The organism is Butyrivibrio sp. XB500-5 (genome assembly GCF_003625505.1).
In the GTDB taxonomy this organism is placed as follows: Bacteria; Bacillota; Clostridia; order Lachnospirales; family Lachnospiraceae; genus Butyrivibrio.
On record NZ_RAIS01000004.1, the window covers coordinates 313,525 to 339,823 of the forward strand.

Genomic DNA, 26,299 nt, shown 5'->3' on the forward strand with positions numbered 1-26,299 from the left:
AGTAGTTGTTTACTGTTGTTGATTATTTTTGTTTTGGGGATTTCTTTTTAGAAACTAATATAGACATTCCGCAGATTGCGGAACGATAGAAAGTCTAAAAATTATTCCTTTATCGCCTCCTTCCCGGATTTATTTCCTCGAAAGGCGTCTCACAAAAATAATCATATCAGACAAATCTTAAGAAATACCGTCGAAATTTCTTAAGATTTTATGTAGATGGTGATTTATTTTTAAAATATGTCGATACATGTATTGACATAAAATTATCTTTAAATTAGTATCTATGTATTCCAAAGTCAGGAGGTGAGCATCATGAAAATAGAAAAAGTCAATGACCACCAAATCAGATGCACCCTTACCAGAGATGACCTTGCGAAGCGCGATCTTAAGATTACGGAGCTTGCATACGGAACAGATAAAGCCAAAGAGCTTTTCCATGACATGATGCAGCAGGCTAATTTAGAATACGGATTCGATGCAGAGGATACTCCTCTTATGATAGAGGCTATTCCGATCAATTCAGAATGTATCGTTCTTATCATTACCAAGGTAGACGATCCCGAGGAGCTTGATACAAGATATTCCAATTTCGCTCCTTCCGTTCACGAAGAAGATGAGGATGATGAAGACGAATACGACGAATATGATGATGATTCTTACGAAGAGGACGAGGACGAAGATGTCGCAAGTCTATTCAAGAGACTTCAGCATAGCAACATGTCCGATTTTATTGAATCTTCTTCAAACGGCTCATCAACAGATGCCAAGAAGGTAAAAGAGAAAACTTCCGGAGCCAAAAAGAAAAATCAGCCGACAAGGCATGGTTCCAAGATCTTCTCATTTGATTCAATGCATGAAGTTACAAGATTCGCTGCTATAGTAAGCAGGAAATTCAACGGTGAGAATACATTATATAAGAACGATGCCAAGGGTAAGTATTATCTGATTCTTCACCAGGGCGATATTCAGGATAATGTTTTTGCCAACATCTGCTCGGTTCTTACAGAATATGGAAAGACTGAGATAGGAAGCACTGCCGAAGAACAGTATTTGGCAGAGCACTACGAGGTAGTCATCAAGGATAATGCCGTTCAGACACTTGCAAAGATCTGATACGCGCAGGATTACCGCTTTAATTATTTGGAATTACAACATTAAAAGGCAGGTCCTTTCGGACCTGCCCTTTTTATGCCTTTTAGGCTTTTATGACCTATTATTTGTCTCCGTAAAGAGTAACAAGCTTTTCAAGATAAGCTCTGTGCTCCTTAGCGTGCTCAGCAGCCATAGCGTTGAGCTTAGCAGCTCTCTCGGGATTCTTGAGCTTAAGTGAAAGGTATCTAACCTCACCGTCAAGGAAGCTCTGGAAGTCCTCTGTAGCAGGCTTGGAATCAAGTGTGAACTTCTGCTCAGCCTGAGGATTGAATCTGAACATATCCCAATATCCTGTAGCTACAGCCTTCTTCTCTTCATCCATAACCTTGTTCATGCCGGCCTTAAGACCCTGGTTGATACAAGGAGCATATGCGATGATAAGTGAAGGTCCGGGATAAGCCTCAGCCTCTGCGATTGCCTTAAGTGTCTGATTCATATCGGCACCCATAGCGATCTGTGCTACATATACATAACCGTAGCTCATAGCGATTGAAGCAAGATCCTTCTGCTTGATCTCTTTTCCGCCTGCAGCGAACTGTGCAACAGCTCCTGTAGGTGTAGCCTTAGATGACTGTCCGCCTGTATTTGAGTAAACCTCAGTGTTAACAACGAGAACGTTTACATCCTTACCGGAAGCAAGTACGTGGTCGAGACCACCGAATCCGATATCGAATGCCCATCCGTCACCACCGAAGATCCACTGTGACTTCTTAGCAGCGAAGTCTTTATTCTTAATGATGTACTTAGCAGCATCTGAGCTGTCGCCCTTAAGTGCTTCGATAAGTGCATCTGTAGCAGCTGTATTCTCGGCACCGTTGCTGAATGTATCAAGCCACTTCTGAGCAGCATCCTTAGCAGCGCCGCCTGCAGCTACAACAGCCTCAACCTGCTCCTTGATAGCATCACGAAGTGCGTTCTGAGCAAGTACCATACCCATACCGAACTCTGCGTTATCCTCGAACAGTGAGTTGTCCCAAGCAGGACCATGTCCCTTGGCATTTACTGTATAAGGAGTTGAAGGTGAGGAGTTACCCCAGATAGAGGTACATCCTGTTGCGTTAGCAACATACATTCTGTCACCGAACAACTGTGTAACGAGTTTAACATAAGGTGTCTCACCACAACCTGCGCAAGCTCCCGAGAACTCAAGGAGAGGCTGCTTGAACTGAGAACCTCTGATAGTTGTTTCTTTAAGCTTCTCGATTACTTCTGTCTTCTCAGGAAGAGTTACAGCATAATCGAAATACTTCTGCTCATCCTTGTTATCTGCGATTGCACCCATTGTAAGTGTCTCGCCCTGCTTGTTTCCTACGCAGACATTAGCGCAAGATCCGCAACCTGTACAGTCAAGAGCTGAGATAACAATTGAGAACTTGTATCCGGGAACACCGTTAACATCCTTAGTCTGAAGTCCTTCAGGTGCCTTAGCAACTTCGTCATCTGTAAGAGCAACTGTACGGATAGCAGCGTGAGGACAAACAAGTGAACAGAATCCACACTCTACGCACTTTGTTGCATCCCACTTAGGAACGTTAACTGCGATACCTCTCTTCTCGTATGCAGCAGATCCTGAAGGTGTAGCACCGTCAACATAAGGAAGACAATCTGAAACCTTAAGGTTGTTACCTTCCTGAGCGTTAACCTTGGTCTGGATATTATTAACGAAATCAATAACGTCTTTTCTTGATCCTTCTGCTTTCTTGAAGTCAAGACCTTCGTCCTTGGCATCCTTCCAAGACTCGGGGATCTCAACCTTGATAAGGTTCTTCGGATCTGCACCTGCATCGATAGCAGCCCAGTTCTTCTTAACAACGTCTTCACCCTTACGGCCGTATGTCTTCTGAGCAGCGTCCTTCATGAACTTGATAGCATCCTCTTCAGGAATGATCTTTGTGATATTGAAGAATGCCGACTGAAGGATTGTGTTAATTCTTGTAGGTCCCATTCCAACTTCAACACCGATCTTGGAACCGTTCATGATGTAGAAGTTGATCTTGTGATCATACATGAATTTCTTAACCTGTCCGGGAATCTCAGCCTCAAGCTGATCTACTGTCCAAGGACAGTTAAGAAGGAATGATCCTCCGTCCACAATTTCCTGAACCATGTTGAACTTGCGGATGTATGAAGGATTATGGCATGCTACGAAGTCTGCCTTCTTGATAAGGTATGTAGACTTGATAGGAGTCTTACCAAATCTAAGGTGAGACATTGTAACACCGCCTGACTTCTTGGAGTCATAATCAAAGTATGCCTGAGCATACATATCAGTGTTGTCACCGATGATCTTGATAGAGTTCTTGTTAGCACCAACAGTACCGTCAGCACCAAGTCCCCAGAACTTACAGTTTGTTGTTCCCTCGGGAGTAGTAACGAGCGGAGCACCAACCTTAAGTGAAAGGTTAGTTACATCATCCTCGATACCGATAGTGAACTCTTCTTTATCTGTATTCTCAAATACTGCAACGATCTGTGCAGGAGTTGTATCTTTTGAACCAAGTCCGTAACGTCCGCAGAATACAGGAACGCTCTCAAACTTTGTTCCCTTAAGAGCAGCAATAACATCAAGAGCGAGAGGCTCGCGATATGATCCGGGCTCCTTAGTTCTGTCGAGAACCTGGATTCTCTTAACAGAATCGGGAATAGCTGCTACAAGAGCTTTTGCTGAGAAAGGTCTGTAAAGTCTAACCTTTACAACGCCGACCTTCTTGCCCTGCTTCTCAAGGTAGTCGATCGTCTCTTCAATAGTATCGTTTACAGAACCCATAGCTACGATAACAACCTCAGCGTTGGGATCTCCGTAGTAGTTGAAGAGCTTGTAGTCAGTACCGATCTTGGCATTGACTTTATCCATGTACTTCTGAACGATGTCAGGAAGTTCATTATAGCCTGTGTTACAAGCTTCTCTTGTCTGGAAGAAAATATCAGGATTCTGAGCTGAACCCATCTGGCAAGGATGATTAGGATTCAAAGCGCCTGCCTTGAAAGCATCGATTGCCTCGTGATTAACCATCTCATCGAGATCCTTGTAGTCCCAAACCTCGATCTTCTGAATCTCGTGGGATGTACGGAATCCGTCAAAGAAATTGATGAAAGGAATACGTCCTTCGATCGCTGCGCAATAAGCAACAGGTGTAAGATCCATTACTTCCTGTACACTTGAATCGCAGAGCATTGCAGCACCTGTCTGACGACATGCATAAACGTCAGAGTGGTCTCCAAAAATGTTGAGCGCGTGTGATGCTACACAACGAGCTGATACGTTGAATACTCCGGGGAGTCTCTCGCCGGCAACCTTATAGATGTCGGGTATCATCAAAAGAAGTCCCTGAGATGCTGTGTAAGTAGATGTAAGTGCACCTACTACGAGTGAACCGTGAACCGCACCTGCAGCGCCTGCCTCAGACTGCATTTCTGTGATCTGTACAGTACGTCCGAAGATGTTCTTCTTTCCGGCTGTTGCCCACTCATCTACATGCTCGGGCATAACTGATGAGGGTGTGATTGGGTACATGGCTGCAACTTCGGTAAACGCATATGAAGCATATGCCGCTGCCTCGTTACCGTCCATGGTTTTCATGTTTCTTGCCATTTGGTTTCCTCCTACCTTCTATTTTGGAATAATTTGGCTGCAATATTAAGTTGTGTAAATATAACTTTGAAATAGCGCAAAAACACCGTTCACGCCTTTTCCCCCAATGAAAAAGTTGTGACGGGTGAATTTTACTCGTATTCTGCCAAAATCAATAGTATCATTTTAATGCACTTTATGTCAATGGAATCAAGGATTTACGGGCTTTTTGAGCAACTTATTCAAAGTCCCTGTTTTATCGCAATTGTCTGTCAATTTATAATAATTTTACGATTTCATCTGATAAAAGTTTTCGTTTATGCTATTGATAAAAAATTATTATTATTATATCATTATCGTGTATCAAAGGTTGGTAACGGCAAAGCCAACCGGTATTTTGTTACAAATTCAATTCTGTATTACATTATGGAAGGAGATTAATTATGGCATACGTTATAAGTGATGGTTGCATCAGCTGTGGATCATGTGCAGGTCAGTGCCCTGTTTCAGCTATTTCTCAGGGAGATTCACAGTTCGTTATCGACGCTAACACATGCATCGATTGCGGTTCTTGTGCAGCTCAGTGTCCTGTAGGTGCTATCACTCAGGGCTAAAACCAAGCAAGGAAATAAACAAAGAGCATTTTCCAAGTTCACTTAGGAAAATGCTCTTTTTTATTTTCTTATTTGGCGCAGCCGATAGAACGAGGAAACGCGTCAGCATTTCCGAGTGCCCGGCTTGGCTTTAGCCCTGAGAGATTGGCTCATCCCTTCCGCTATCTCTTTAATGGCCCTTCTCCAGATTTGCAAACTTCGTAAATTCCGGAAGCCATAAAAGATCTACCGTTCCGATCGGGCCGTTTCTTTGCTTAGCTATGATTATATCCGCGATACCCTTCTTCTCGGTATCTTTATTGTAATAATCATCTCTGTAGATGAACATAACCATATCGGCATCCTGCTCGATAGCTCCCGATTCACGAAGATCGGAAAGCATCGGCCTGTGATCCGGTCTTTGCTCAACCGCACGGGAAAGCTGTGAAAGCGCTACAACAGGAACATTGAGCTCTCTGGCAAGAGCCTTGAGCGATCTTGAAATATCTGAGATTTCCTGCTGTCTTGACTCAGAACTTCTTCCAGATCCGCCTGTCATAAGCTGAAGATAGTCGATCATAATGATCTGGAGATCATGCTCCATCTTATATTTTCTGCACTTTGATCGAAGCTCCTGAATAGAAATACCGGGAGTATCATCGATGATAAGTTTGGAACTGCCGACAACATCAGCGCTCTCAATAAGTTTCTCCCAGTCCATATCTGACATGTTACCTGTTCTGATATGCTGTGAATCAACATGAGATTCCATCGCAAGAAGTCTGTTTACAAGCTGTTCCTTCGACATTTCCAGCGAAAAGATTGCAACACATTTATCGTCATGGAATGCCATATGCTCTGCGATATTAAGAACAAACGCAGTCTTACCCATTGAAGGACGCGCAGCGATAAGAATAAGGTCGGAAGGTTGGAATCCTGCCGTGCTGTAATCAAGGTCCAGGAATCCTGTGGAAAGACCCGTTACGTTGCCCTTCATCTTGCTGGCTTTCTCTATTCTGTTAAGGGCATTCATAACGATCTGATCGATCGATACGAACTCCCCTATATTTCTCTTTTGAGTGATCTTAAATACGTTCTTCTCAACGTCATTAAGAATCCCTTCCATATCCTCGCCACCGGAATAGCAGGTGTTGATGGTATCCTCGCTTACATGAATAAGCTTTCTGAGCGTTGATTTATCAGCCACTATCTGTGCATAGTACTTGATGTTGGCCGAAGTGGGAACTGCGGAAACCAGTTCTCCTATGTACTCAGCGCTGCTAACCTGCGGAGGAACATTCTTTTCCCTAAGTCGGTTCTGCAAGGTGACAAAGTCAACGGCGCTGCCCTCCTTGTTGAGTTCCACCATTGTCTCAAATATTGTCCCCAGCTGCCTGTTGTAAAAATCCTCCGGGATTATTATTTCGGATGCAATTTCTATCGCCTCTTTATCCATCAGCATGGCGCCGACAACGGATTGTTCAGCCTCCAAACTGTTGGGAGAAACGCGCTTTATAGGGGTTTCATCTGCCATGTTTACTGTTCCTTTACGCAAACCTTAAGTGTAGTGGTGACCTGTGGATGAAGCTTTACCGGAATCTCATATGTACCGAATGCTTTAATAGGTTCCGGCATCTGAAGTTTCTTTTTATCTATATCAAATCCAAACTGTGTCTTAGCGGCAGTAACGATTTCTTTGGAAGAAACCGATCCGAATACTCTTCCGCCCTCGCCTGCTTTCATGGTAAGTTGAACCGTCTCCTTGCTGATCTTCTCACCATATTCCTTAGCCGCATCAAGCTGCTGCTTTGCAATTATTGAATCTCTTTTCTGCTGGTTCTTAAGTTCATTAAGATTTTTCTGTGTAGCCTCAACTCCCAGTTTCTTGGGAATAACGAAGTTTCTTGCATAACCGTCATTTACTTTGACAACTTCGCCCTTTTTACCAAGGCTTTTTACATCTTCGAGTAATATTACCTGCATTTATGATAACTCTCCTTCTTCAATCATATCGTCTATTGTACGCTTAACAGCTTCTATCGCTTCCTCTACGGGCACGTCCTGCATCTGGGTTCCGGCAGAGCTCATATGGCCGCCGCCTCCCATTCTTTCCATGATCACCTGAACATTGACCTCATCAATGGATCTCGCGCTTACATATACCTGATTCTGATACTCGGTACATACAAAGCTTGCTTTTACACCCTTGATGTTAAGGAGCTCATTGGCTGCCTGCGCACCAATTATAGTCGGGCTCTCTATATCCCCCGTTCTAAGCACGGAAATTGCATATCTGTCTCTATAGATCTCAGCCTGGCTGACCGCATCGGCCTTAGCCTTATATTCAATGGCGTCTTCTCTAAAGAGCTTACGCACTCTTGTAACATCGGCGCCGTTCCTTCTAAGAAAAGCAGCTGCCTCAAATGTTCTTACACCTGTCTTGTTCATGAAGTTATTGGTATCAACCATCATTCCCGAATACAGACTGTCTGCTTCTTCGTTATGGATCTTGACGTTTTCACCTATATACTGAAGAATCTCGGAAACCATTTCACATGCCGATGAAGCATACGGCTCTACGTAAGAAAGCGTTGCGTTCTCAATAACTTCTGTTCCCTGTCTGTGATGATCGAGAACCACTATTGTCTTACAGAACCTAAGAAGCTCAGGACACTCTGTAATACTTGGTTTATTAACATCAACAACAACAAGAACCGTATTGCTGCCCGCAATATCGATTGCCTGCTGATTGTTTATTATCATATCTTCTTCATAGTCGGGATTGCTTCTGAAAAGGTCAACCAAAGGAGACATCGAAGCCGTAACGTCATTTAATACGATATGGCATTTTCTGTCCAAAGTCTTGGCAATCCTATATATTCCGACCGATGATCCGAAACTGTCCACATCGCCCATTCTATGTCCCATGACGATAACGGAATCTTTTCCGGAAATGATCTCTCTAAGGGCATGAGCTTTGACTCTTGCCTTAACTCTCGTACTTTTTTCAATCTGCTGACTCTTTCCGCCGTAATAAGAAATATTGTCAGCACTCTTAACTACCGCCTGATCTCCGCCTCTACCGAGCGCAAGATCAATGGCGTTTCTTGCAAATTCGTAGTTCTGCGCATAAGACAGACCGTTAATTCCTATACCGATACTGAGGGTAACAGCCATTTCATTACCGATATTTACCGTCTTAACATCCTCCAAGATATCAAAGCGCTGCTCAGTTAGCATCTCACATGATTTCTTGGGCATAACAACGAAATATTTATCCTTCTCGATCTTCTTCGCAATTCCGTTGCAGGATGCGATATATTTGTTGATCTTTCTGTCTATGAGAGCAGTCAAAAGAGATCTTCTTACTTCCTCAACACTGTCCAGAGCCTCATCGTAGTTATCAAGATAGATAAGACCTGCCGCAAGAGACTGGTTATCTACTTCCTGGATGGCAAGGCGAAGAGCCGTCTCATCATAAAGATATACCGCGATAAGACTTCCTTCATATCCGTCAGCGTCGATTATGTCACTGTTCATAGCCATCTCTCTGAGCGATATTCTCTTGAGTTTGATGGTATAATTACTGTCCTCATAATCAAGCTTATAGGAAACTTCTTCATTTCCCTGTGGGAATTTATCTGCTGTTATGGTAGGAAAAAGAGAAAAGATAGTCTTCCTGAAGCCTTTTTCCTGATGAACCACTCTCTCAAACGCCTGGTTGGTCCATACGATCTTGCCGGAATCATCGAGCACGGCATGCGGAAGATCAAGCTCTCTAAGAAGCCTTTTCTGAATCTGTCCGTACTCCGTAGCAAAGCTTACAAGCTCATTCATGATGATCGGCCTGTTATAGAAATTAAGATACACGATCGCGATAAAATACAAAGCGGTAAATGCAAGAAGCATAAGACCTGCCGTCAGATTCATTGTAAATATCGCCACATTAACAAGTGCCAGTAAAATACCGAGATATGTAAATATCCTAAGATATGTTATCAACTTGCCCTTTAATTTAACTCTGTTCTTATTTGACATTATGTTGTCCTCTTCCTGTCCAATGGACATTCCAAGTTTTATTATAACATAAGCAGGGCATCTGCGAAATAATCGCAAATGCCCTACTTATATATATCGTTATTTAAATCCGCAAAAGATTATTTAACGCCTGTCCACTTCCACTCTGCAACTTCAGGCATATCAACACCTACATCATGGATGTAAGCCTTGTGCTCAACGAGCTTATCCTTCATCTTCTGGATGAGGAATGCTCCCTTATTACCAAGCTGAGGCATATTGTTGAGCATAGCGATAACGAGATTGAAACGGTCAATCTTGTTCTGAACTCTCATATCGAAAGGAGTTGTAATGGTTCCTTCCTCATGATATCCGTAAACGTGGATATTTCTGTTTGTTCTTGTATATGTAAGCTCATGGATAAGAGTCGGATATCCATGGAATGCAAATACAATAGGCTTATCCTTTGTAAAGATTGTATCGTACTCTACGTCTGAAAGTCCGTGAGGATGCTTGTTCTTAGGCTCCATCTTCATAAGGTCTACAACGTTAACAAAACGAACCTTGATCTCAGGCATCTCCTTGTGAAGAATATCAACAGCTGCAAGTGCCTCAAGTGTAGGTGTGTCACCACAGCATGCAAGTACGATATCAGGCTCTTCACCAGTGTCTGTTGAAGCCCAATCCCAGATACCGATACCCTGTGTGCAGTGCTTAACAGCCTGTTCCATTGTAAGCCACTGAGGTCTGGGATGCTTACTTGCTACGATAGCATTTACATAGTTCTTACTCTTCAAGCAGTGATCCATAGTTGAGAGCAAGCAGTTAGCGTCGGGTGGAAGATAAAGTCTTACAACGTCTGCCTTCTTATTTGAGATATGATCAAGGAATCCGGGATCCTGGTGTGTGAATCCGTTGTGGTCCTGCTGCCATACGTTTGATGTAAGAAGAAGGTTAAGAGATGCAATAGGACGTCTCCATGAAAGTCCGTTACATACCTTAAGCCACTTAGCATGCTGAGCAGCCATTGAATCGATTATACGGATGAATGCTTCGTAACTAGCGAAGAATCCGTGTCTTCCTGTCAAAAGATATCCCTCAAGCCATCCTTCGCACATATGCTCGGAAAGCATTGAATCCATTACACGACCGTCCTGTGCAAGGAACTGGTCTGTATCCTTATCGATAGCATTGTTCCAATCACGATTTGTTACTTCAAATACCTTGTTGAGACGGTTAGACATTGTCTCATCGGGTCCGAAGATACGGAAGTTCTTCTGATCGTCGTTAAGCTTGAATACGTCTCTGATATATCCGCCAAGCTCGATCATATCCTGCTTCTCAACAGAACCGGGAGTAGGAACATCAATAGCATAATCACGGAAATCAGGAAGTCTTAAGTCGTGAAGAAGCTTACCGCCGTTAGCGTGAGGGTTGGCACCGATACGCTTATCTCCCTTAGGTGCAAGCTCCTCAAGCTCGGGAATAAGACGTCCGTTCTTATCAAAGAGCTCCTCAGGATGATAGCTCTCAAGCCAAGTCTTGAGGATATCAAGATGCTCGGGCTTATCCATCATTACAGGAACCTGGTGAGCCTGGAATGATCCCTCGATCTTGTTACCGTCAACAACCTTGGGACCTGTCCATCCCTTAGGTGTACGAAGAACGATCATAGGCCATACAGGTCTTGTTGCATCGCCCTTATCTCTAGCATTCTTCTGAATAGCCTTGATCTCGTCCATAGCCTTGTCGAGAGTCTCAGCCATCTTACGGTGCATTTCCTTAGGATCTGAACCTTCTACGAAGTAAGGCTTCCATCCCATTCCCTTGAAGAATGACTCAAGCTCTTCATGTGAAAGACGAGCGAGAATTGTAGGATTAGAAATCTTAAAGCCGTTAAGGTGGAGAATAGGAAGAACAGCTCCGTCTGTAACGGGGTTAAGGAATTTATTTGACTGCCATGATGTTGCAAGAGGTCCTGTCTCAGCCTCACCGTCACCTACTACGCAAGTAGCGATAAGATCGGGGTTATCAAATACGGCACCAAAAGCGTGTGCGATTGAATAACCAAGCTCACCACCCTCGTGAATAGAACCGGGTGTCTCGGGAGCTACGTGGCTTGAGATACCGCCGGGGAATGAGAACTGCTTGCAGAGCTTCTGCAAACCGTCCATATCACGGCTTACGTTAGGATATACTTCACTGTATGATCCCTCAAGATATGTGTTGGCTACGAAGAAGTTTCCGCCGTGGCCTGGACCTGAAATAAGGATCATATCCTGATCGTACTTGTTGATGACACGGTTAAGGTGTACATAGATAAAGTTCTGTCCGGGAACTGTACCCCAGTGTCCTACGATCTTCTTTTTGATATGCTCTTTCTTAAGAGGCTCACGAAGGAGCGGATTCTCAAGAAGATATAACTGAGCTGCAGCGAGATAGTTAGTCGCACGCCAATAGGCGTCCATTTTGGCTAAGTACTCGTCTGTTAATTCGTTGTGGTTCATACTTAACTCTCCTTTACTACTTGTATGTTAATACTCGCAGTCACTTGGCTGCTCATAGAAACTTTTGCATCCATACTAAACTAAAATATTTCAGGCAGATATACTATACATATTCTTGCTAATTTTTTATCAATTATTGCTATCTTTATGAAAAAAGGACACTTCATGGGATTTCTCCCAATCGTGTCCTTTTTCTGACAATGACAAACTCCTGATCAATAGCATGTTACTCCGCCATCAATCGGCATACTTATTCCATTTATAAAAGAAGCCTCTTCACTGGAAAGATATAGAACCGCATTGGCAACATCCTGTGCTGTTGCAAGTCTTCCCAGAGGTACTTCGCCAAGTCTTTCCGCTGCTCTGTCCGGATTTTTGAGCATCTCCTCCACCAAAGGAGTCTTAACAGTGCTGGGATGGATCGAGTTACATCTTATTCCGAATTGTCCGTATCTTGATGCAACTGCTTTTGTGAACATTGTTACCGCACCTTTGGCTGCTGTATATGCCTCCGGTGTATACTTATGTCCTATCAGACCGCACACAGAAGAAGTGTTGATGATAGCTCCTCCTTTTTGCTCTTTCATTATAGGAATAACCGCTTTACATCCAAGGAAAGTGCTGCCTGTATTTACAAGCATCATCTTACCCCACTCTTCAATGCTCATCTCTTCAATCGGCTTCCTGATGTTGATGCCTGCATTATTTACAAGAACATCAATCTTTCCCTCAATATTTTTAATATCGTAGATAACATTGTTCCAATCTTTTTCCGAAGTAAGATCGATTCGGTAAAAAGCTGCTTTTCCACCCTCATTTTCAAGCGATTTCGCTGTTTCTTTTCCCCTCTCTTCGTCCAGATCCAAAAGATAGACTTTTGCGCCTTCTTTGCAAAGAAGCCTTCCCATCTCGGATCCCAGGCCGCCGGCGCCACCTGTAATTACTATAACCTTGTCTTTTACGTTCATGATAATCTACTCCTCTTTTATCCCTTAAGGCCCGTTGTGGCAATCCCCTCAACAAAATACTTTTGGGCAAAGAAGAACAGGACAACCACCGGCAAAACTGCCAGACATGACATTGCCATTACGTTTTTCCAAATAACTACCGACTCGGTATCAAGTGAAAGCCTGAGAGCCATCGATACTGTATATTTTTTTACTGTATTTATGTATATAAGTGAATTGAAGTAATCATTGTAGGTCCACAAAAACTGGAACAATCCTGCGGAGAATAATGCCGGTTTTAAAAGCGGCAAAAGAATGTGCGTGAGCGTCTTAAATGTTCCGCAGCCGTCTATATATGCGGACTCGTCAAGGTCTCTGGGGAGTCCTCTCAAAAACTGAATAAGCATATATGAAAAGAACGGATAACACGCAAATGCCGCCATGAGATAAAACGGTCCGTATCCGTCGAGCACGTTCAAGTCTCTGAAGATCGCATATCTTGGAATGATAAGGATAGCGTTGGGCAACATAAGAGTTGACATAAGCAGCACAAACATTGCCTTTTTTCCTTTAAAATTAAACCTTGCAAATCCATATGCCGTAAGCGTACTTGCAACAACCGTAAGTATCGTTGTGGGAAGTACCAGAAGAAAAGAATTTCTGAAAAATACCGCATACGTATTTCCGCCTATCGCATTCCATCCGTCCACAAAAGCCTGAAAACTGTAGCTTTTCGGAAGGAGTGCGATGCTTCCGTATATTTCCTCATTTGTTTTAAAGCTTGCAAAAAACATCCATATGAGAGGGTAGATCATTATAATTCCGATAGTGATCAGAACCACATACATGATTACCTCATTGATCCTGTTTTTTAATTTCTTTGACATACCCTTCTCCTATCATTCATCTCCGTAAAATACCCAGAATTTGGATGTCCCGAACAATACCAAAGTAAAGATTGTTACAAGACCGAAGATTATCCAACTCGTTGCACTTGCATAACCCATCTTCATGAAAAGGAATCCGTCGTTATACAATTTAAGACCAAGCATATATGTACTCTTTACCGGTCCGCCCTGTGTAACAACAAATGCCGATGTGAAGTTCTGAAGTGCGTTTATTGTCTGCATGATGATGCAGAAGAAAATGATCGGTGAAATCTGAGGAATTGTTATGGAGAAAAAGCTTTTTATCCTTCCTGCTCCGTCAATTCTCACAGCTTCGTATAACGACTGAGGTACCTGCTTAAGTGCCGCCAGGAACATTACCATTGACGATCCGAACTGCCATACTTCAAGCGCGCTCAGTGTCGGCAAGGCTGTAGCGGGATTTCCGAGAAAAGATATCGTTTCATGTCCAAAGCTGTGAAGGAAAGCATTGATCATTCCGTCATCCATGAACATTATTTTCCAAAGAATCGATACCGCCATGCTTCCGCCAAACAATGAAGGCAGATAGTAGATCGTCCTAAGTGCACCTATTCCTTTTCTTCCCTTATTCAAAAGAATCGCAATAAAAAGAGACATGATTATCTTAAAAGGAACGGTAAGTACCGCATATGTCACCGTCGCTGTAAGTGACTTGAAAAACTCTTTATCTCTGGTGAAAAGGCGTATATAATTCGCCATCCCTACAAATTTCGGATCGGTAAGTGCATTGTATTCAGTTAAAGAATAATAAAACGATGTGATAAAAGGATAGATCTGTAAAACAAGCATTCCTACGATCCACGGAAGCAAGTATAAATAAGCCTGATTATCACGGGAAAAAAGTTTCTTTTTCTTCATAATACTTCTTCTTTCTACCTAAGATAGCCTGCGCGCCGACATAACCGGCGCGCATTCAATCTTATATTTATAAGGATCATTTATGAGCTTCACAGAAGTCTTTAAGAAGTTCCATTGTTTCCTTAGCTGCTTCTTCAGGGCTCATTGTGCCATGAGATATATTCTCATAAGCATCTGTCAAAATGGCTGTAACCTCTGATCCGGTTGTAGGGCCACTGTCAGATTTTCCGTTGTACTGCATGCTGACCTCAACGCTCTGCTTGGTCAAAGGATTAAGTGTGCCTTCCTTAGCACAGATCTCCTGTGCCTTTGCTGTAGGAGGAACACTTCTTACAGTGCCGAGAGTTTTCATAGCACCCTCATCATTGTAGAAGAAGTTAAGGAAATCGATTGCTTCCTTAGCATGCTGTGTTCCTGCATATACACCCATAAGCTGAGGGCAATCGTTAACCCATCCGTCGCTCTTTCTGTCTGCATAAAGAGGAAGCTGTCCTGCAATATAATCTACAGAATCATTAGCTGCCGAAAGTACGTCTGCTGATGATGTATAACCGATAGAAGCAACATAGTTACCCTTGATCCAGTTGGGATCTTCCTGGTCCTGATCTCCGAAAGGAGCCTTGTATGCAGCGGGAGCACATACTTCTTCATCATAAAGTCTCTTGATATATGTGAAGAGTTCAACGAACTGCTCCTCTGTCATGTTCAGATTGTAATCATCGTCGATGATAGGCTTATTGTTCTTCTGTCTTGAATATGTACGTGTAAAGAATGCTGAAGCATAAGATGTATTAGCTGAAAGGAGATAACAATCCTTGCTATACTCTCTTACCTTCTTACCCCACTCAAAGAACTGATCCCAATCATAAGGCTGAGAAAGATCGATTCCTACCTTGTCCATAAGTGTCTTGTTAACAATAAGTGCGGTTCCTGCCTGTCCTGTAGGCATAGCATACTGTGCGCCTGAACCAAACTGACCGTTCTCTTCAAGGAATGAAGCATCAAAGTTTGAAAAATCCATTCCACCTTCTGTCAGATTATAGAGCACTCCCTGGTTATAGTACTCGGGTCCGAGTCCTGTCTCTATCTGGAAGATATCAGGAGCTGTGCCTGAAGCAAACTCAGTAGTCTTTTTCTCTGAATATCCGTCATATGATCCATATTCAGGCTCTATAGTTACATTTGGATGAAGCTTTTCATATGCCTCAATAACAGCAAGTGTAGCCTCATGTCTTGCATCTCCACCCCACCAAGAGAATCGCAGTGTAACCGGCTCGGAACTGTCTGATGCAGGAGCAGCAGCGCTAGGTGCTGCAGGTGCATTCTGATCTGCGCCGGTGCCTGTAGTCTGCTCAGGAGCGCTGATTCCGCATCCGGACATAACGCCTGCGAGCATAGCTACAGAAGTAACAAGTGCAATCAATTTCTTTCTCGTCATTACGTAACCTCCCTTTTTGTTTCCAATATCGTATTAGGTAAAATTATGTTAGCATTCACTCGAAAAACAAAACAGAATTCCCACTTACAAAAAAGACTCTTTTTTTATAGGAATTCTGTTATTGGTATCATTTTTTAATTATTGGTTTCTTTAATGAATGTATAGTTTCTTTTTATTGTATCGGATCGTTTTTCGGAACCGAAAATGAGACTTCTGTTCCAAAGCCCGCTTTACTTCTTATCTTCAAAGCATGGTCTTCCCCGTATCTTAATATAAGTCTCCTGTTCAGATTGGTTAGACCTATATTTCTGGAGTCCTTATTATTTATCTTTTCATAGAGCTTTTTGAGTTCATCACCCGTAATTCCGCGTCCGTTATCAACCACAAAAACAGTGATCTCGTCACCTCGGTCAAATATCTTGACCTTAACATGGATCTTGCCCTCATCGTTATTGATTCCATGCTCAAAACAGTTCTCAAGAACAGGTTGAAGCATCAGCCTAAATACCTTGCATTCATAAATGGTCTCATCAACTTCAAAATACGTAATGACATTTCCGCCAAATCTTATATTCTGTATCTCAAGATAAGCCTTTAAATATTCAAGCTCCATCCTGATCGTCACATCTCTGGTCGGCTCCGAAAGTGCATACTTTACTACCATTGATAGATTCTGTATCATCCTGTGAACTTCGGAATCATAGCCTTCTTTTTTTATCGCCTCGAAGTCCAAAGTCTGAAGTGTATTAAATATAAAATGCGGATTGATCTGAAGCTGTAATGCATTCATCTGCGCCATCTGAGCCTCGTGCTGCTTTTCAAGAAGATCCATCTGCATTTTGGAATTATTAAGATGCATCCTGATAACATTATTAAAGATTAAAGAATACTCATCATCCGCCGACCGGAATCTCTCTTCCACCGCTTCTCCTCTTTCTGCTGCGGAAAAAACATCCACGCATTCCTCGATATATGAGAAATTCCTTTTTGTATATATGTACGCAAGAAGGATCATTAAGATAATTTCCACAAAAAGGATAACTACAGCCATGATTATGTAGATGCGCAGATCCTCCATGAGCTGTGCTCGCGACGTTACGGATACCTCGTACAGATTAAGATATTCTGAATAAAGCATATCCGCAAAATAGTATTTCCCGTCCAGTTTGACCCATTTTTTTGACCCAAGTTCAGTCTCTTTTCCCTGAATCCTCTTTTTGATATCTTCGTTTATCACCGAAGCTTCAAAATCTTCAAGTTCAGGATCGGTAATACATATAATGTCACCTTTGGAATTATAAAGAAGGACCTTCTGATTCTCCGATATCAGCACACTGCGAAGAAGCTTTCCGTACTCGCTTTTATCGATGTTAATGACAATGACCCCGTCCATATATGTCATCCTATAGAAAATACTTATTACTTCTACAGGTTCCGCATACGAATGCCTCTGAATCCATCTGTGGTCGGTGTAAACCCTCTCATCCTCTGCCATGCTCTTATACTCATCGAGCCATTCCCGGTCAAAATAGGTATCTACATTGGCAATCTGTCTTGTATCCGAAGTAAGAAACCTTTCCCTGCCATCCAAATACATATAAACCGAATGGATATATGAGTATGAGGACTCATAGCTGTTAAAAAGATATTTAAGCATATTAAAAGTAGTAAGATCCGAATGGCTCAAACCACGATAATCCAGCATCGTTTTAAACGCCAGGGAAAAAGAAGAATTACTCATGAGCGTATCCAGCTGATACCCCATGTTATATATAGAAGCTTCCAGACTGTCCTCAAAGCTCTCAAGCGATTTCACCGACTCTTTTTCAACGCTTGCTCTCTGAGAATACAAAAAGAAAACCCCAAAAAGAAAAAATATAAGCAAAGTGGGTATTATCATTACGATAAAGTTCCATCTTGCACGTTTGATAAAATATTTCCTCAGCAATTTTACTCTTTACCCCTTATACCGTTTCTGTAGTCTCTCGGTGTAACACCAAAATAAGCCTTAAAAGCTCTTGTAAAATTCTTAGGACTGTCATAACCCACCTGATATGCGATCTCATAGCTCTTATATGAAGGATCCATAAGCATGTTTGCTGCCTTTTGCATTCTTACATTGCTCAGCTGTTCCTGAAACCCCACACCCTTTTTTTCTTTATATATCTTCGAAAGATAACCCGAACTGATTCCTACGCTCTCTGCCGCACCAACCAAACTTGCTCTCTGAAAGTTTTCCTCAAGATAATTGTCAATCTGACGAATGATCTTGTCATAATACGGCGCCTCATCATTTCCGCTCAGCTTATTTCTGGAATCAAGAATTCCCTTTATTTTGTCAAAGCACTCCGATAATTCCCCATAATTAATAGGTTTCAAAAGATAATCCGTAACCTCAACCTTAAGCGCCTTACGCATGAACTCATAATCGCTGTAACTGCTTAATATAACCACTATGCTGTTTGGATCTTTTTTGAGTTTTTCGGCAAAAGAAAGACCGTCAATCCCGGGCATCTTAATATCAGTCATAACAACATCCGCCGGATCACTGTCAAGGTACTCCAATGCTTCTTTAGCGTTGGTAAATTTTCCAACCACCTTAAAACCTATATTTTCCCACGGAAAAAGATCTGCTATTCCATCCAATATCTTTTGCTCGTCATCGACGATCACCAAAGTATACATTGACACCCTCCATAAGTCAGCCCTCATCCCTTAGCATCTTTAGATAATTATGCTCAACATCAGAGATATATTTTCGCAAGGCTTCCTTGTCAATAAATGATCTTCCCTCTTTATGTCTAGCAAGAATATCGCTTTGAGTTGTATGATTTCCCAAATATATATCTGGCTCCATGCTCTTCCAAAGCTTTATACTCCGCTCAAAATCTTTCCTGTAATTAACCCCGTATTTCTCCATAAATTCAAGGTTAAGCGTATTTAATCCTGTTCCTCCGCACAAAAGAGCTTTCTTCTCCCCTTCATCACCCTTAAGTGCTATCTCATAGCTCATTGCCCCCGGAGTGTGACCGGGAGTAAGGATACACTTTACTTTTGTGTTTCCAAGTTCAATTATTTCTCCGTCTTCCAGTTCCTTGTCTGTGGTAAAAAATTCCGTCTTAATTCCGGGAAGATAATAGTCCAGAGCAAGCTCAGGTCTATCTCTAAGAATACGTGTATCTATTGCACTCATAAGTGTCTTGGCACCGCTTCTCTCGATAAGAAGCTTTGTCGCTCCGAAATGATCGAAATGCCCATGTGTATGAAATATCAACTTTATATCAGAAATCTTGAATCCAAGCTTTTCGATTGACTCAAGTAAGAATTCCTGCATATTCGGATATCCCGTATCAAAAAGCATCAGTCCGTCGCTTGTATCAACCAGAATGCTCGAACTGTCTTTGGTTCCGACAAAAAACAGATTTCCATATATTCGGAATGGATCGGTCTTGTAAGATTCCGGATTGCCTACAATATTCTCATACCACTCCCACTTATAAGCATATTCTGACTTCATAACATTGATTGTAGTATATGGTCATACCCATATCAATATTCTTTATTTAATATTTATACTCTTAAATCCGAATTTATAAATGATAAAAAGACACTTCTTGGAATCTCTTCCAAAAAGTGTCTCTAATTCTTTTATCTAACTGCCAATTACTCAGCTACGTAAGGCATAAGTGCAAGATGTCTTGCTCTCTTGATAGCAGATGTAAGCTCTCTCTGGTGCTTAGCGCAGTTACCTGTGATTCTTCTGGGAAGAATCTTGCCGCTCTCAGAAACGAACTTCTTAAGCTTAGCTACATCCTTATAATCAATAACATTATCTTTGCCACAGAATACGCAAACTTTCTTTCTTCTGTGCATTCCACCCTTTCTCCTTACAGGAGCATCGGATTTCTCAGACTTTGTGAAAGCCATTGTTTATTCCTCCTTAACTACGGATAACGCTTACATAACTGTAACGGTCATGCCAAAGCAATATCCTCGAATCAGTTAAACGGCAGCTCCTCGTCAATTCCGTCGGGAATATTCATGAAGCCATCGCTTGCTGCAGCAGGAGCCGGTGCCTCAGCTGAAAAATCAGAACCGAATGAACCTCCGTTATTGGAAGCAGCGTTCTTGGATTCAGCAAATTCCTGGTCCTCCGCAACTACATCAGTTGTGTATACCTTAACGCCATCCTTGTTCGTATAAGAACCTGTCTGGATGCGTCCTGTTACGATAACCTTAGTGCCCTTCTTAAGATATTTCTCTGCAAATTCGCCGGCTCTACCGAATGCAACAATACCGATAAAATCAGCTGTCTGAGCATCCTGCTGGTCTCTTCTTGCAAATCTTCTGTCAACAGCAAGAGTATATCTTGCGACTGCTGTTGCTGTGTCTCCCTGTGAATATCTAACATCAGGGTCTCTTGTCAAACGTCCCACTAGTATAACTTTATTCATATTTTCGTCCTCTTGTATTTAAGCCTCGTTCTTAACGCATAAATATCTGATGACGCCGTCCATGATACGCATGCGAGTCTCAATCTCTGCGGGAGTTGTAGACTCACCATCGAACTGGATGAAATAGTAGAAGCCTTCTGTCATCTTCTCGATCTCATAAGCGAGCTTCTTCTTTCCCCAATCATCAATGTTGGTAATCTGACCACCATGCTTCTCGATAGTCTTCTTAACCTTCTCGATGAGGGCTGTTCTGGCATCGTCCTCGATCTTTGCACTAACAACAACGGCTAATTCGTATTTGTTCATGCTATTTGTTACCTCCTTTTGGTCTCTGGCTACTTGTATCAGTCAAGCAGCAAGGAATTTATCACAGGATGATATGTTATCATATACCCATGATAAATGCAAGCTTTTTATCGTATTCCTCTAATGTTTTTTTCCACATTTTTACGGGATACCATAATCTGATGTCCACAGCCCAGGCACTTAAGCCTAAAATCTGCTCCGACTCGCAAAACTTCCCATTCATAGCTACCGCAAGGATGTTGTTTCTTTAGTTTTATTATGTTTCCAACCTGAATATCCATTAAATCTGATCCAAAATCTCCCCAATAGGGCCTTGTATAACAAGATCCGCCTGTCTGTCCCTTGGTGTTGCCGACTTATTTATCAAAACAAGTTTATTTCCGGAATAATAGTCTATGAGACCTGCTGCAGGATAAACAGCAAGTGATGTGCCTCCTATAATAAGCACATCTGCGTTCCTGATATAATTTACAGATTCCTCTATAACCTGCATATCAAGGCCTTCCTCATATAAGACAACATCTGGCTTAATCCTGCCTCCGCATTCACATGTGGGAATTCCGTCATAACTTGCCATAAAATCGAAATCATAGAACTTATGACAACTCTCACAGTAGTTTCTATGAACGCTTCCATGTAATTCCAAAACCTTCTTACTTCCTGCCGCTTGATGCAAACCGTCAATATTCTGGGTTATTACAGCTTTGAGTTTACCTTTGCTCTCAAGCTCAGCAAGTTTAAGATGTGCTTTATTCGGCTTGACACCTGTGATCAGGAGCTTGTCCTTATAGAATCTGAAGAATTCCTCAGGCATTCTTTCATAAAAGGTATGACTGAGTATCTGCTCGGGCGGATATTTATATTTCTGATGATAGAGTCCGTCTTCACTTCTAAAATCCGGAACTCCGCTTTCTGTTGAAACCCCTGCTCCGCCAAAAAAGACAATATTGTCGGATTCGTCAATCATTTTTTTTAGCTCTTTTACCGCCTCGTCCATATTATCTCCTTTCATCGTATACTTCCGGAATCACAAAAACCGGTTTGTTCGGTACTTTATCAAAATCCTGCATTCTTTAAAAGGGCTGCAAGTGATGTTGTTGCAGCACCGTCACTCGTATATTCGATCTTTTCCTCTCTGATCTCAGTAGCTGCTACTTCTTCAAGCGCTTTCATGCTAAGACTGAGTTTTCCGTCCTTAATCGAGATAACTTTTACTTTCACCTTCTGTCCGACTTTAAGTACTGCAGAAGGATGCGCAATCCTGTTATTACAGATCTGAGATATGTGCACAAGTCCGCTCATTCCCTTTCCAAGGTCAACGAATGCTCCGTAGTTCTGTAAGCTCTCAACCGTACCCTCTGTCACAAGACCAACCTCCACATTTGAGATCATCTCTTTTCTCTTAATATCAGCCTGTTCCTTGAGATATTCTTTAGCTGAAAGGACAAGCTTTCCGTTCTCTTCATCAGCAGTTATAACTCTTGCTTTTACTGTTTTTCCGACATAATCCTTTATGTTGTCTTCTTCAACATATGAAAGGTCAAGCTTGGATGCCGGAATAAATCCTCTTATTCCTTCGAGGAAAGCAACAGCTCCGCCCTTTACCGCCTCAGAGATCTTAACATCAACATATTCTTCCGACTCAAGTAATGCCTTCAGTTTATCCCATGCAAGAACTTCATTTGCCTTTCTCTTGGATAAAAGAATATTCCCTTCTCCATCATCTGTAGATATAACAGTAGCTGATACTTCATCTCCAACATTTATATCTTTATGGATTGAGAATTTGGGATCATCACTGAGTTCCTCAGCTCTGATAATTCCCTGCGTATAGTATTTGATATCAAGAATAACTTCAGAATCAGTCACGCCAATGACTGTACCGTCTATAATATCTCCTTCCTTTATCTTTCTGAAGGAGTTCTCTATCTCCCTGGTATAATCTTTCATTGTCTCTTCTGCCATATTTTGTGCCTCCAATATTATTAGTCCATATGATTATACCATATAGAAAAAAGGACAAAAAAAAATCTGTAAGCATTCCACTTACAGATTAGAGGTGACAGGCGGATTTGAACCGCCGCTCAAGGTGTTGCAGACCTATGCCTTACCGCTTGGCTATGTCACCATAATATTTGATTAATGACTCCGACGAGAATCGAACTCGTGTTACCGCCGTGAAAGGGCGATGTCTTAACCGCTTGACCACGGAGCCTAATGCTTAGCGGGCGTCTTTTGAACGCTTAGCAGTAGGCTCTGCTGTTGTTCTTAGTGAGGTCTTTCCGAACTTAGAACTTCAGTTGAGCCATTTGGCCAGACGACCACTTTAGCTCCCCCTGTCGGACTCGAACCAACGACACTTCGGTTAACAGCCGAATGCTCTACCGACTGAGCTAAGGAGGATTATTTCCTTTATTGTACCTTCAAAACCGAACACTGAATGCTTCCAGATCTATACATCTTTATGGATAAGCCCTCGACCTATTAGTACACATCAGCTGAACATGTTACCATGCTTACACCTTGTGCCTATCTAACCTCGTACTCTCCAAGGGGTCTTACTGCTAATGCAGGGATATCTCATCTTGAGGGGGGCTTCACGCTTAGATGCCTTCAGCGTTTATCCCTTCCGGACGTGGCTACCCAGCCTTATGCATCTGGCGATGCAGCTGATACACCAGCGGTCCGTCCATCCCGGTCCTCTCGTACTAAGGACAGCTCCTCTCAGATATCCTACGCCCGCGCCGGATAGGGACCGAACTGTCTCACGACGTTCTGAACCCAGCTCGCGTACCGCTTTAATGGGCGAACAGCCCAACCCTTGGGACCTGCTACAGCCCCAGGATGCGATGAGCCGACATCGAGGTGCCAAACCACTCCGTCGATGTGAACTCTTGGGAGTGATAAGCCTGTTATCCCCAGGGTAGCTTTTATCCGTTGAGCGATGGCAATCCCACTTTCATACCACCGGATCACTAAGTCCTACTTTCGTATCTGTTCCACCCGTCGGTGTCACAGTCAGGCTCCCTTCTGCCTTTGCACTCTACGAATGGTTTCCGTCCATTCTGAAGGAACCTTTGAGCGCCTCCGATACTCTTTCGGAGGCGACCGCCCCAGTCAAACTCCCCGGCAGACATTGTCCCCGGACCAGGTAATGGTCCTTGGTTAGAAGCCCAGCATCATAAGGGTGGTATCCCAACAGCGACTCACATGCAACTGACGTCACATGATCATAGTCTCCCACCTATCCTGTACATATAATACCGGACCCCAGTATCAACCTGGAGTAAAGCTCCATGGGGTCTTTCCGTCCTGGCGCGGGTAACCAGCATCTTCACTGGTACTTCAATTTCACCGGGTGCATTGCCGAGACAGTGCTCAAATCATTACGCCTTTCGTGCGGGTCGGAACTTACCCGACAAGGAATTTCGCTACCTTAGGACCGTTATAGTTACGGCCGCCGTTTACTGGGGCTTAAATTCAAAGCTTCGCTTGCGCTAACCTCTCCTCTTAACCTTCCAGCACCGGGCAGGCGTCAGCCCATATACCTCACCTTTCGGTTTCGCATAGACCTGTGTTTTTGCTAAACAGTTGCTTGAGCCTCTTCTCTGCGGCCTGATTGCTCAGGCTCCCCTTATCCCGAAGTTACGGGGACATTTTGCCGAGTTCCTTAACAATGCTTCTCCCGTCGGCCTTAGGATTCTCTCCTCATCCACCTGTGTCGGTTTACGGTACGGGTTGTATATACACAATAGTGGCTTTTCTTGGCAGTCATATCTGATGCTTCACTACTTTACTTCGTTCCCCCTTGCGGGACCGGTTCTTCCTTCCCCGGCTCATCCCTTTTGCCTGCGTCCCCACAGTTCTGATATATACAAGTGCAGGAATATCAACCTGCTGTCCATCGCCTACGCCTCTTCGGCCTCAGCTTAGGTCCCGACTTCCCCAGGGCAGATCAGCTTTACCCTGGATTCCTTGGATATTCGGCCTGAAGGATTCTCACCTTCATCTCGCTACTCATTCCGGCATTCTCTCTTCACAGCGCTCCGCTGCTCCTTTCGGTACAGTTTCTACGCCCCTGTGAATGCTCCCCTACCGATCATAAGCACCCGTAGATACTTACAATCCCTAGGCTTCGGTGTCGTGTTTCAGCCCCGGTAATTTTCGGCGCAGGACCTCTCGGCTAGTGAGCTATTACGCACTCTTTGAATGTGTGGCTGCTTCTGAGCCAACATCCTAGCTGTCTATGAAATCCCACATCCTTTTCCACTTAACACGTACTTTGGGACCTTAGCCGTAGATCTGGGCTCTTTCCCTTTTGACTACCCAACTTATCTCGTGTAGTCTGACTCCTGTGCATCACCTACTTGGCATTCGGAGTTTGATAATCTTTGGTAAGCGGTGAAGCCCCCGCGGATATTCAGTGCTCTACCTCCAAAAGGCTCGCTACAGGGCTAGCCCTAAAGCTATTTCGGGGAGAACCAGCTATCTCCGAGTTCGATTGGAATTTCTCCCCTATCCACAGCTCATCACCACCCTTTTCAACGGATGTGTGTTCGGACCTCCACAGCCTTTTACGGCCGCTTCATCCTGTCCATGGATAGATCACCCGGTTTCGGGTCTATGTATAAAGACTATACGCCCTATTCAGACTCGGTCTCCCTTCGGCTATTCACCTTAAGTGCTTAACCTCGCCTCCATACATAACTCGCCGGACCGTTCTACAAAAAGTACGCGATCGCACTAATTGCTTATAGTGCTTTCGCAGCTTGCAGACACAGGGTTTCAGGTTCTCTTTCACTCCCCTCCCGGGGTTCTTTTCACCTTTCCCTCACGGTACTATTCGCTATCGGTCACTAAGGAGTATTTAGCCTTACGGGGTGGTCCCCGCATATTCAGACAAGGTTTCACGTGTCTCGTCCTACTCTGGATACTGTCTCGCTTTGTCCGCTTTCGTATACGAGGCTTTCACTCTCTTTGGCAGGGACTTTCCATTCCCTTTCTACTAGCAGACTCCATCGATTATACAGTCCGAACCCCGGGGAGCAAGCTCCCCGGTTTGGGCTCTTCCGCGTTCGCTCGCCGCTACTTACGGAATCACTTTTGTTTTCTCTTCCTCCGGCTACTTAGATGTTTCAGTTCACCGGGTTCCCTCTACATACCTATGTATTCAGTATGCAGTGACAGAGGTCTTCTCTGCCGGGTTGCCCCATTCAGATATCTGCGGGTCTCAGATCATTTGCATCTCACCGCAGCTTTTCGCAGCTTATCACGTCTTTCTTCGGCTCTTAGTGCCAAGGCATCCGCCCTGCGCCCTACATAGCTTAACCATTACCCTTACTTTCGTAAGTGGTCAGCTGTATAGAATCAGTCGTATCTTTCGATAACTATTCTCTGATATGTGTGATATAGCGTTATCACTTCATATCTTAAAACTAAAATCTTGATTGTTTCTGGATTTTCGATGTCTTTTAATCGTAGTTTCTGATTAAAATCTTTCTTTCAGTATTCGGTTTTCAAGGTACAA

General features: G+C 43.2%; 20 protein-coding genes, 3 tRNA genes and 1 rRNA gene. 2 read left to right on the forward strand and 22 right to left on the reverse strand.

What is annotated here, in order from left to right; all coding sequences use genetic code 11:
* The first annotated feature begins 312 nt into the window (after nt 1-312).
* On the forward strand, nt 313-1,113 hold the full coding sequence (locus D6856_RS09485; protein ID WP_120686668.1) for an adaptor protein MecA: 801 nt from the start codon (nt 313-315) through the stop codon (nt 1,111-1,113).
* 100 nt (nt 1,114-1,213) lie between these two features.
* On the opposite strand, the gene nifJ is transcribed toward D6856_RS09485, so the two are convergent.
* Entirely contained in the window at nt 1,214-4,744 is a 3,531-nt protein-coding gene (gene nifJ / locus D6856_RS09490) for a pyruvate:ferredoxin (flavodoxin) oxidoreductase (RefSeq protein WP_120686669.1), read from the reverse strand.
* A gap of 422 nt (nt 4,745-5,166) precedes the next feature.
* Here nifJ and D6856_RS09495 point away from each other — a divergent pair, with 422 nt between their 5' ends.
* Nucleotides 5,167-5,337 (forward strand): DUF362 domain-containing protein, encoded by a 171-nt coding sequence (locus D6856_RS09495; RefSeq protein WP_120686670.1) that lies wholly within the window; start codon nt 5,167-5,169, stop codon nt 5,335-5,337.
* Between the two features lie 169 nt (nt 5,338-5,506).
* On the opposite strand, the gene dnaB is transcribed toward D6856_RS09495, so the two are convergent.
* The 21 genes from dnaB to D6856_RS09600 form a co-directional block, all read right to left on the reverse strand.
* A complete protein-coding gene (gene dnaB / locus D6856_RS09500; RefSeq protein WP_120686671.1) occupies nt 5,507-6,850 on the reverse strand; it encodes a replicative DNA helicase in 1,344 nt (447 codons plus the stop codon).
* Nucleotides 6,851-6,852: 2 nt separating this feature from the next.
* On the reverse strand, nt 6,853-7,299 hold the full coding sequence (gene rplI / locus D6856_RS09505) for a 50S ribosomal protein L9 (RefSeq protein WP_092249117.1): 447 nt from the start codon (nt 7,297-7,299) through the stop codon (nt 6,853-6,855).
* Nucleotides 7,300-9,354 carry a DHH family phosphoesterase gene (locus D6856_RS09510; protein ID WP_120686672.1) on the reverse strand — a complete coding sequence of 685 codons (2,055 nt, stop codon included), beginning with the start codon at nt 9,352-9,354 and terminating at the stop codon, nt 7,300-7,302. It lies immediately after the preceding gene.
* A gap of 119 nt (nt 9,355-9,473) precedes the next feature.
* Complete coding sequence (locus D6856_RS09515; RefSeq protein ID WP_092249123.1) at nt 9,474-11,840, reverse strand: phosphoketolase family protein; 2,367 nt, start codon at nt 11,838-11,840, stop codon at nt 9,474-9,476.
* A gap of 215 nt (nt 11,841-12,055) precedes the next feature.
* Nucleotides 12,056-12,808 (reverse strand): SDR family NAD(P)-dependent oxidoreductase, encoded by a 753-nt coding sequence (locus D6856_RS09520; RefSeq protein ID WP_120686673.1) that lies wholly within the window; start codon nt 12,806-12,808, stop codon nt 12,056-12,058.
* Nucleotides 12,809-12,825: 17 nt separating this feature from the next.
* A complete protein-coding gene (locus D6856_RS09525) occupies nt 12,826-13,674 on the reverse strand; it encodes a carbohydrate ABC transporter permease (RefSeq protein WP_120686674.1) in 849 nt (282 codons plus the stop codon).
* A 12-nt stretch (nt 13,675-13,686) separates the two neighbouring features.
* Nucleotides 13,687-14,574: a carbohydrate ABC transporter permease gene (locus D6856_RS09530; RefSeq protein ID WP_120686675.1), complete on the reverse strand. Its 888-nt coding sequence runs from the start codon at nt 14,572-14,574 to the stop codon at nt 13,687-13,689.
* Between the two features lie 76 nt (nt 14,575-14,650).
* Nucleotides 14,651-16,012, reverse strand: a complete 1,362-nt coding sequence (locus D6856_RS09535; protein ID WP_092249135.1) for an ABC transporter substrate-binding protein — start codon at nt 16,010-16,012, stop codon at nt 14,651-14,653.
* A 172-nt stretch (nt 16,013-16,184) separates the two neighbouring features.
* On the reverse strand, nt 16,185-17,864 hold the full coding sequence (locus D6856_RS09540; RefSeq protein WP_207667275.1) for a cache domain-containing sensor histidine kinase: 1,680 nt from the start codon (nt 17,862-17,864) through the stop codon (nt 16,185-16,187).
* A 98-nt stretch (nt 17,865-17,962) separates the two neighbouring features.
* Nucleotides 17,963-18,697, reverse strand: a complete 735-nt coding sequence (locus D6856_RS09545) for a response regulator transcription factor (protein WP_158588894.1) — start codon at nt 18,695-18,697, stop codon at nt 17,963-17,965.
* Nucleotides 18,698-18,713: 16 nt separating this feature from the next.
* Nucleotides 18,714-19,529 (reverse strand): MBL fold metallo-hydrolase, encoded by an 816-nt coding sequence (locus tag D6856_RS09550; RefSeq protein ID WP_120686678.1) that lies wholly within the window; start codon nt 19,527-19,529, stop codon nt 18,714-18,716.
* A 146-nt stretch (nt 19,530-19,675) separates the two neighbouring features.
* Entirely contained in the window at nt 19,676-19,939 is a 264-nt protein-coding gene (rpsR, locus tag D6856_RS09555; protein WP_092249147.1) for a 30S ribosomal protein S18, read from the reverse strand.
* A 71-nt stretch (nt 19,940-20,010) separates the two neighbouring features.
* Nucleotides 20,011-20,466, reverse strand: coding sequence for a single-stranded DNA-binding protein (locus tag D6856_RS09560; protein WP_092249150.1), 456 nt, complete (start codon nt 20,464-20,466; stop codon nt 20,011-20,013).
* Between the two features lie 18 nt (nt 20,467-20,484).
* Nucleotides 20,485-20,772, reverse strand: a complete 288-nt coding sequence (rpsF, locus tag D6856_RS09565; RefSeq protein WP_092249153.1) for a 30S ribosomal protein S6 — start codon at nt 20,770-20,772, stop codon at nt 20,485-20,487.
* A gap of 107 nt (nt 20,773-20,879) precedes the next feature.
* Nucleotides 20,880-21,053: a DUF951 domain-containing protein gene (locus D6856_RS09570; protein ID WP_092249156.1), complete on the reverse strand. Its 174-nt coding sequence runs from the start codon at nt 21,051-21,053 to the stop codon at nt 20,880-20,882.
* Nucleotides 21,053-21,769, reverse strand: coding sequence for an NAD-dependent protein deacylase (locus D6856_RS09575; RefSeq protein WP_120686694.1), 717 nt, complete (start codon nt 21,767-21,769; stop codon nt 21,053-21,055). The genes D6856_RS09570 and D6856_RS09575 overlap by 1 nt, the downstream gene beginning before the upstream one ends.
* 59 nt (nt 21,770-21,828) lie before the next feature.
* Nucleotides 21,829-22,737 (reverse strand): S1 RNA-binding domain-containing protein, encoded by a 909-nt coding sequence (locus tag D6856_RS09580; RefSeq protein WP_120686679.1) that lies wholly within the window; start codon nt 22,735-22,737, stop codon nt 21,829-21,831.
* A 92-nt stretch (nt 22,738-22,829) separates the two neighbouring features.
* Nucleotides 22,830-22,900 (reverse strand) — tRNA-Cys (locus D6856_RS09585).
* Nucleotides 22,901-22,915: 15 nt separating this feature from the next.
* Nucleotides 22,916-22,987: transfer RNA gene (locus D6856_RS09590), tRNA-Glu, on the reverse strand.
* Nucleotides 22,988-23,102: 115 nt separating this feature from the next.
* Nucleotides 23,103-23,175 (reverse strand) — tRNA-Asn (locus D6856_RS09595).
* Between the two features lie 61 nt (nt 23,176-23,236).
* Nucleotides 23,237-26,102, reverse strand: a 23S ribosomal RNA gene (locus D6856_RS09600).
* Nucleotides 26,103-26,299: the final 197 nt, after the last annotated feature.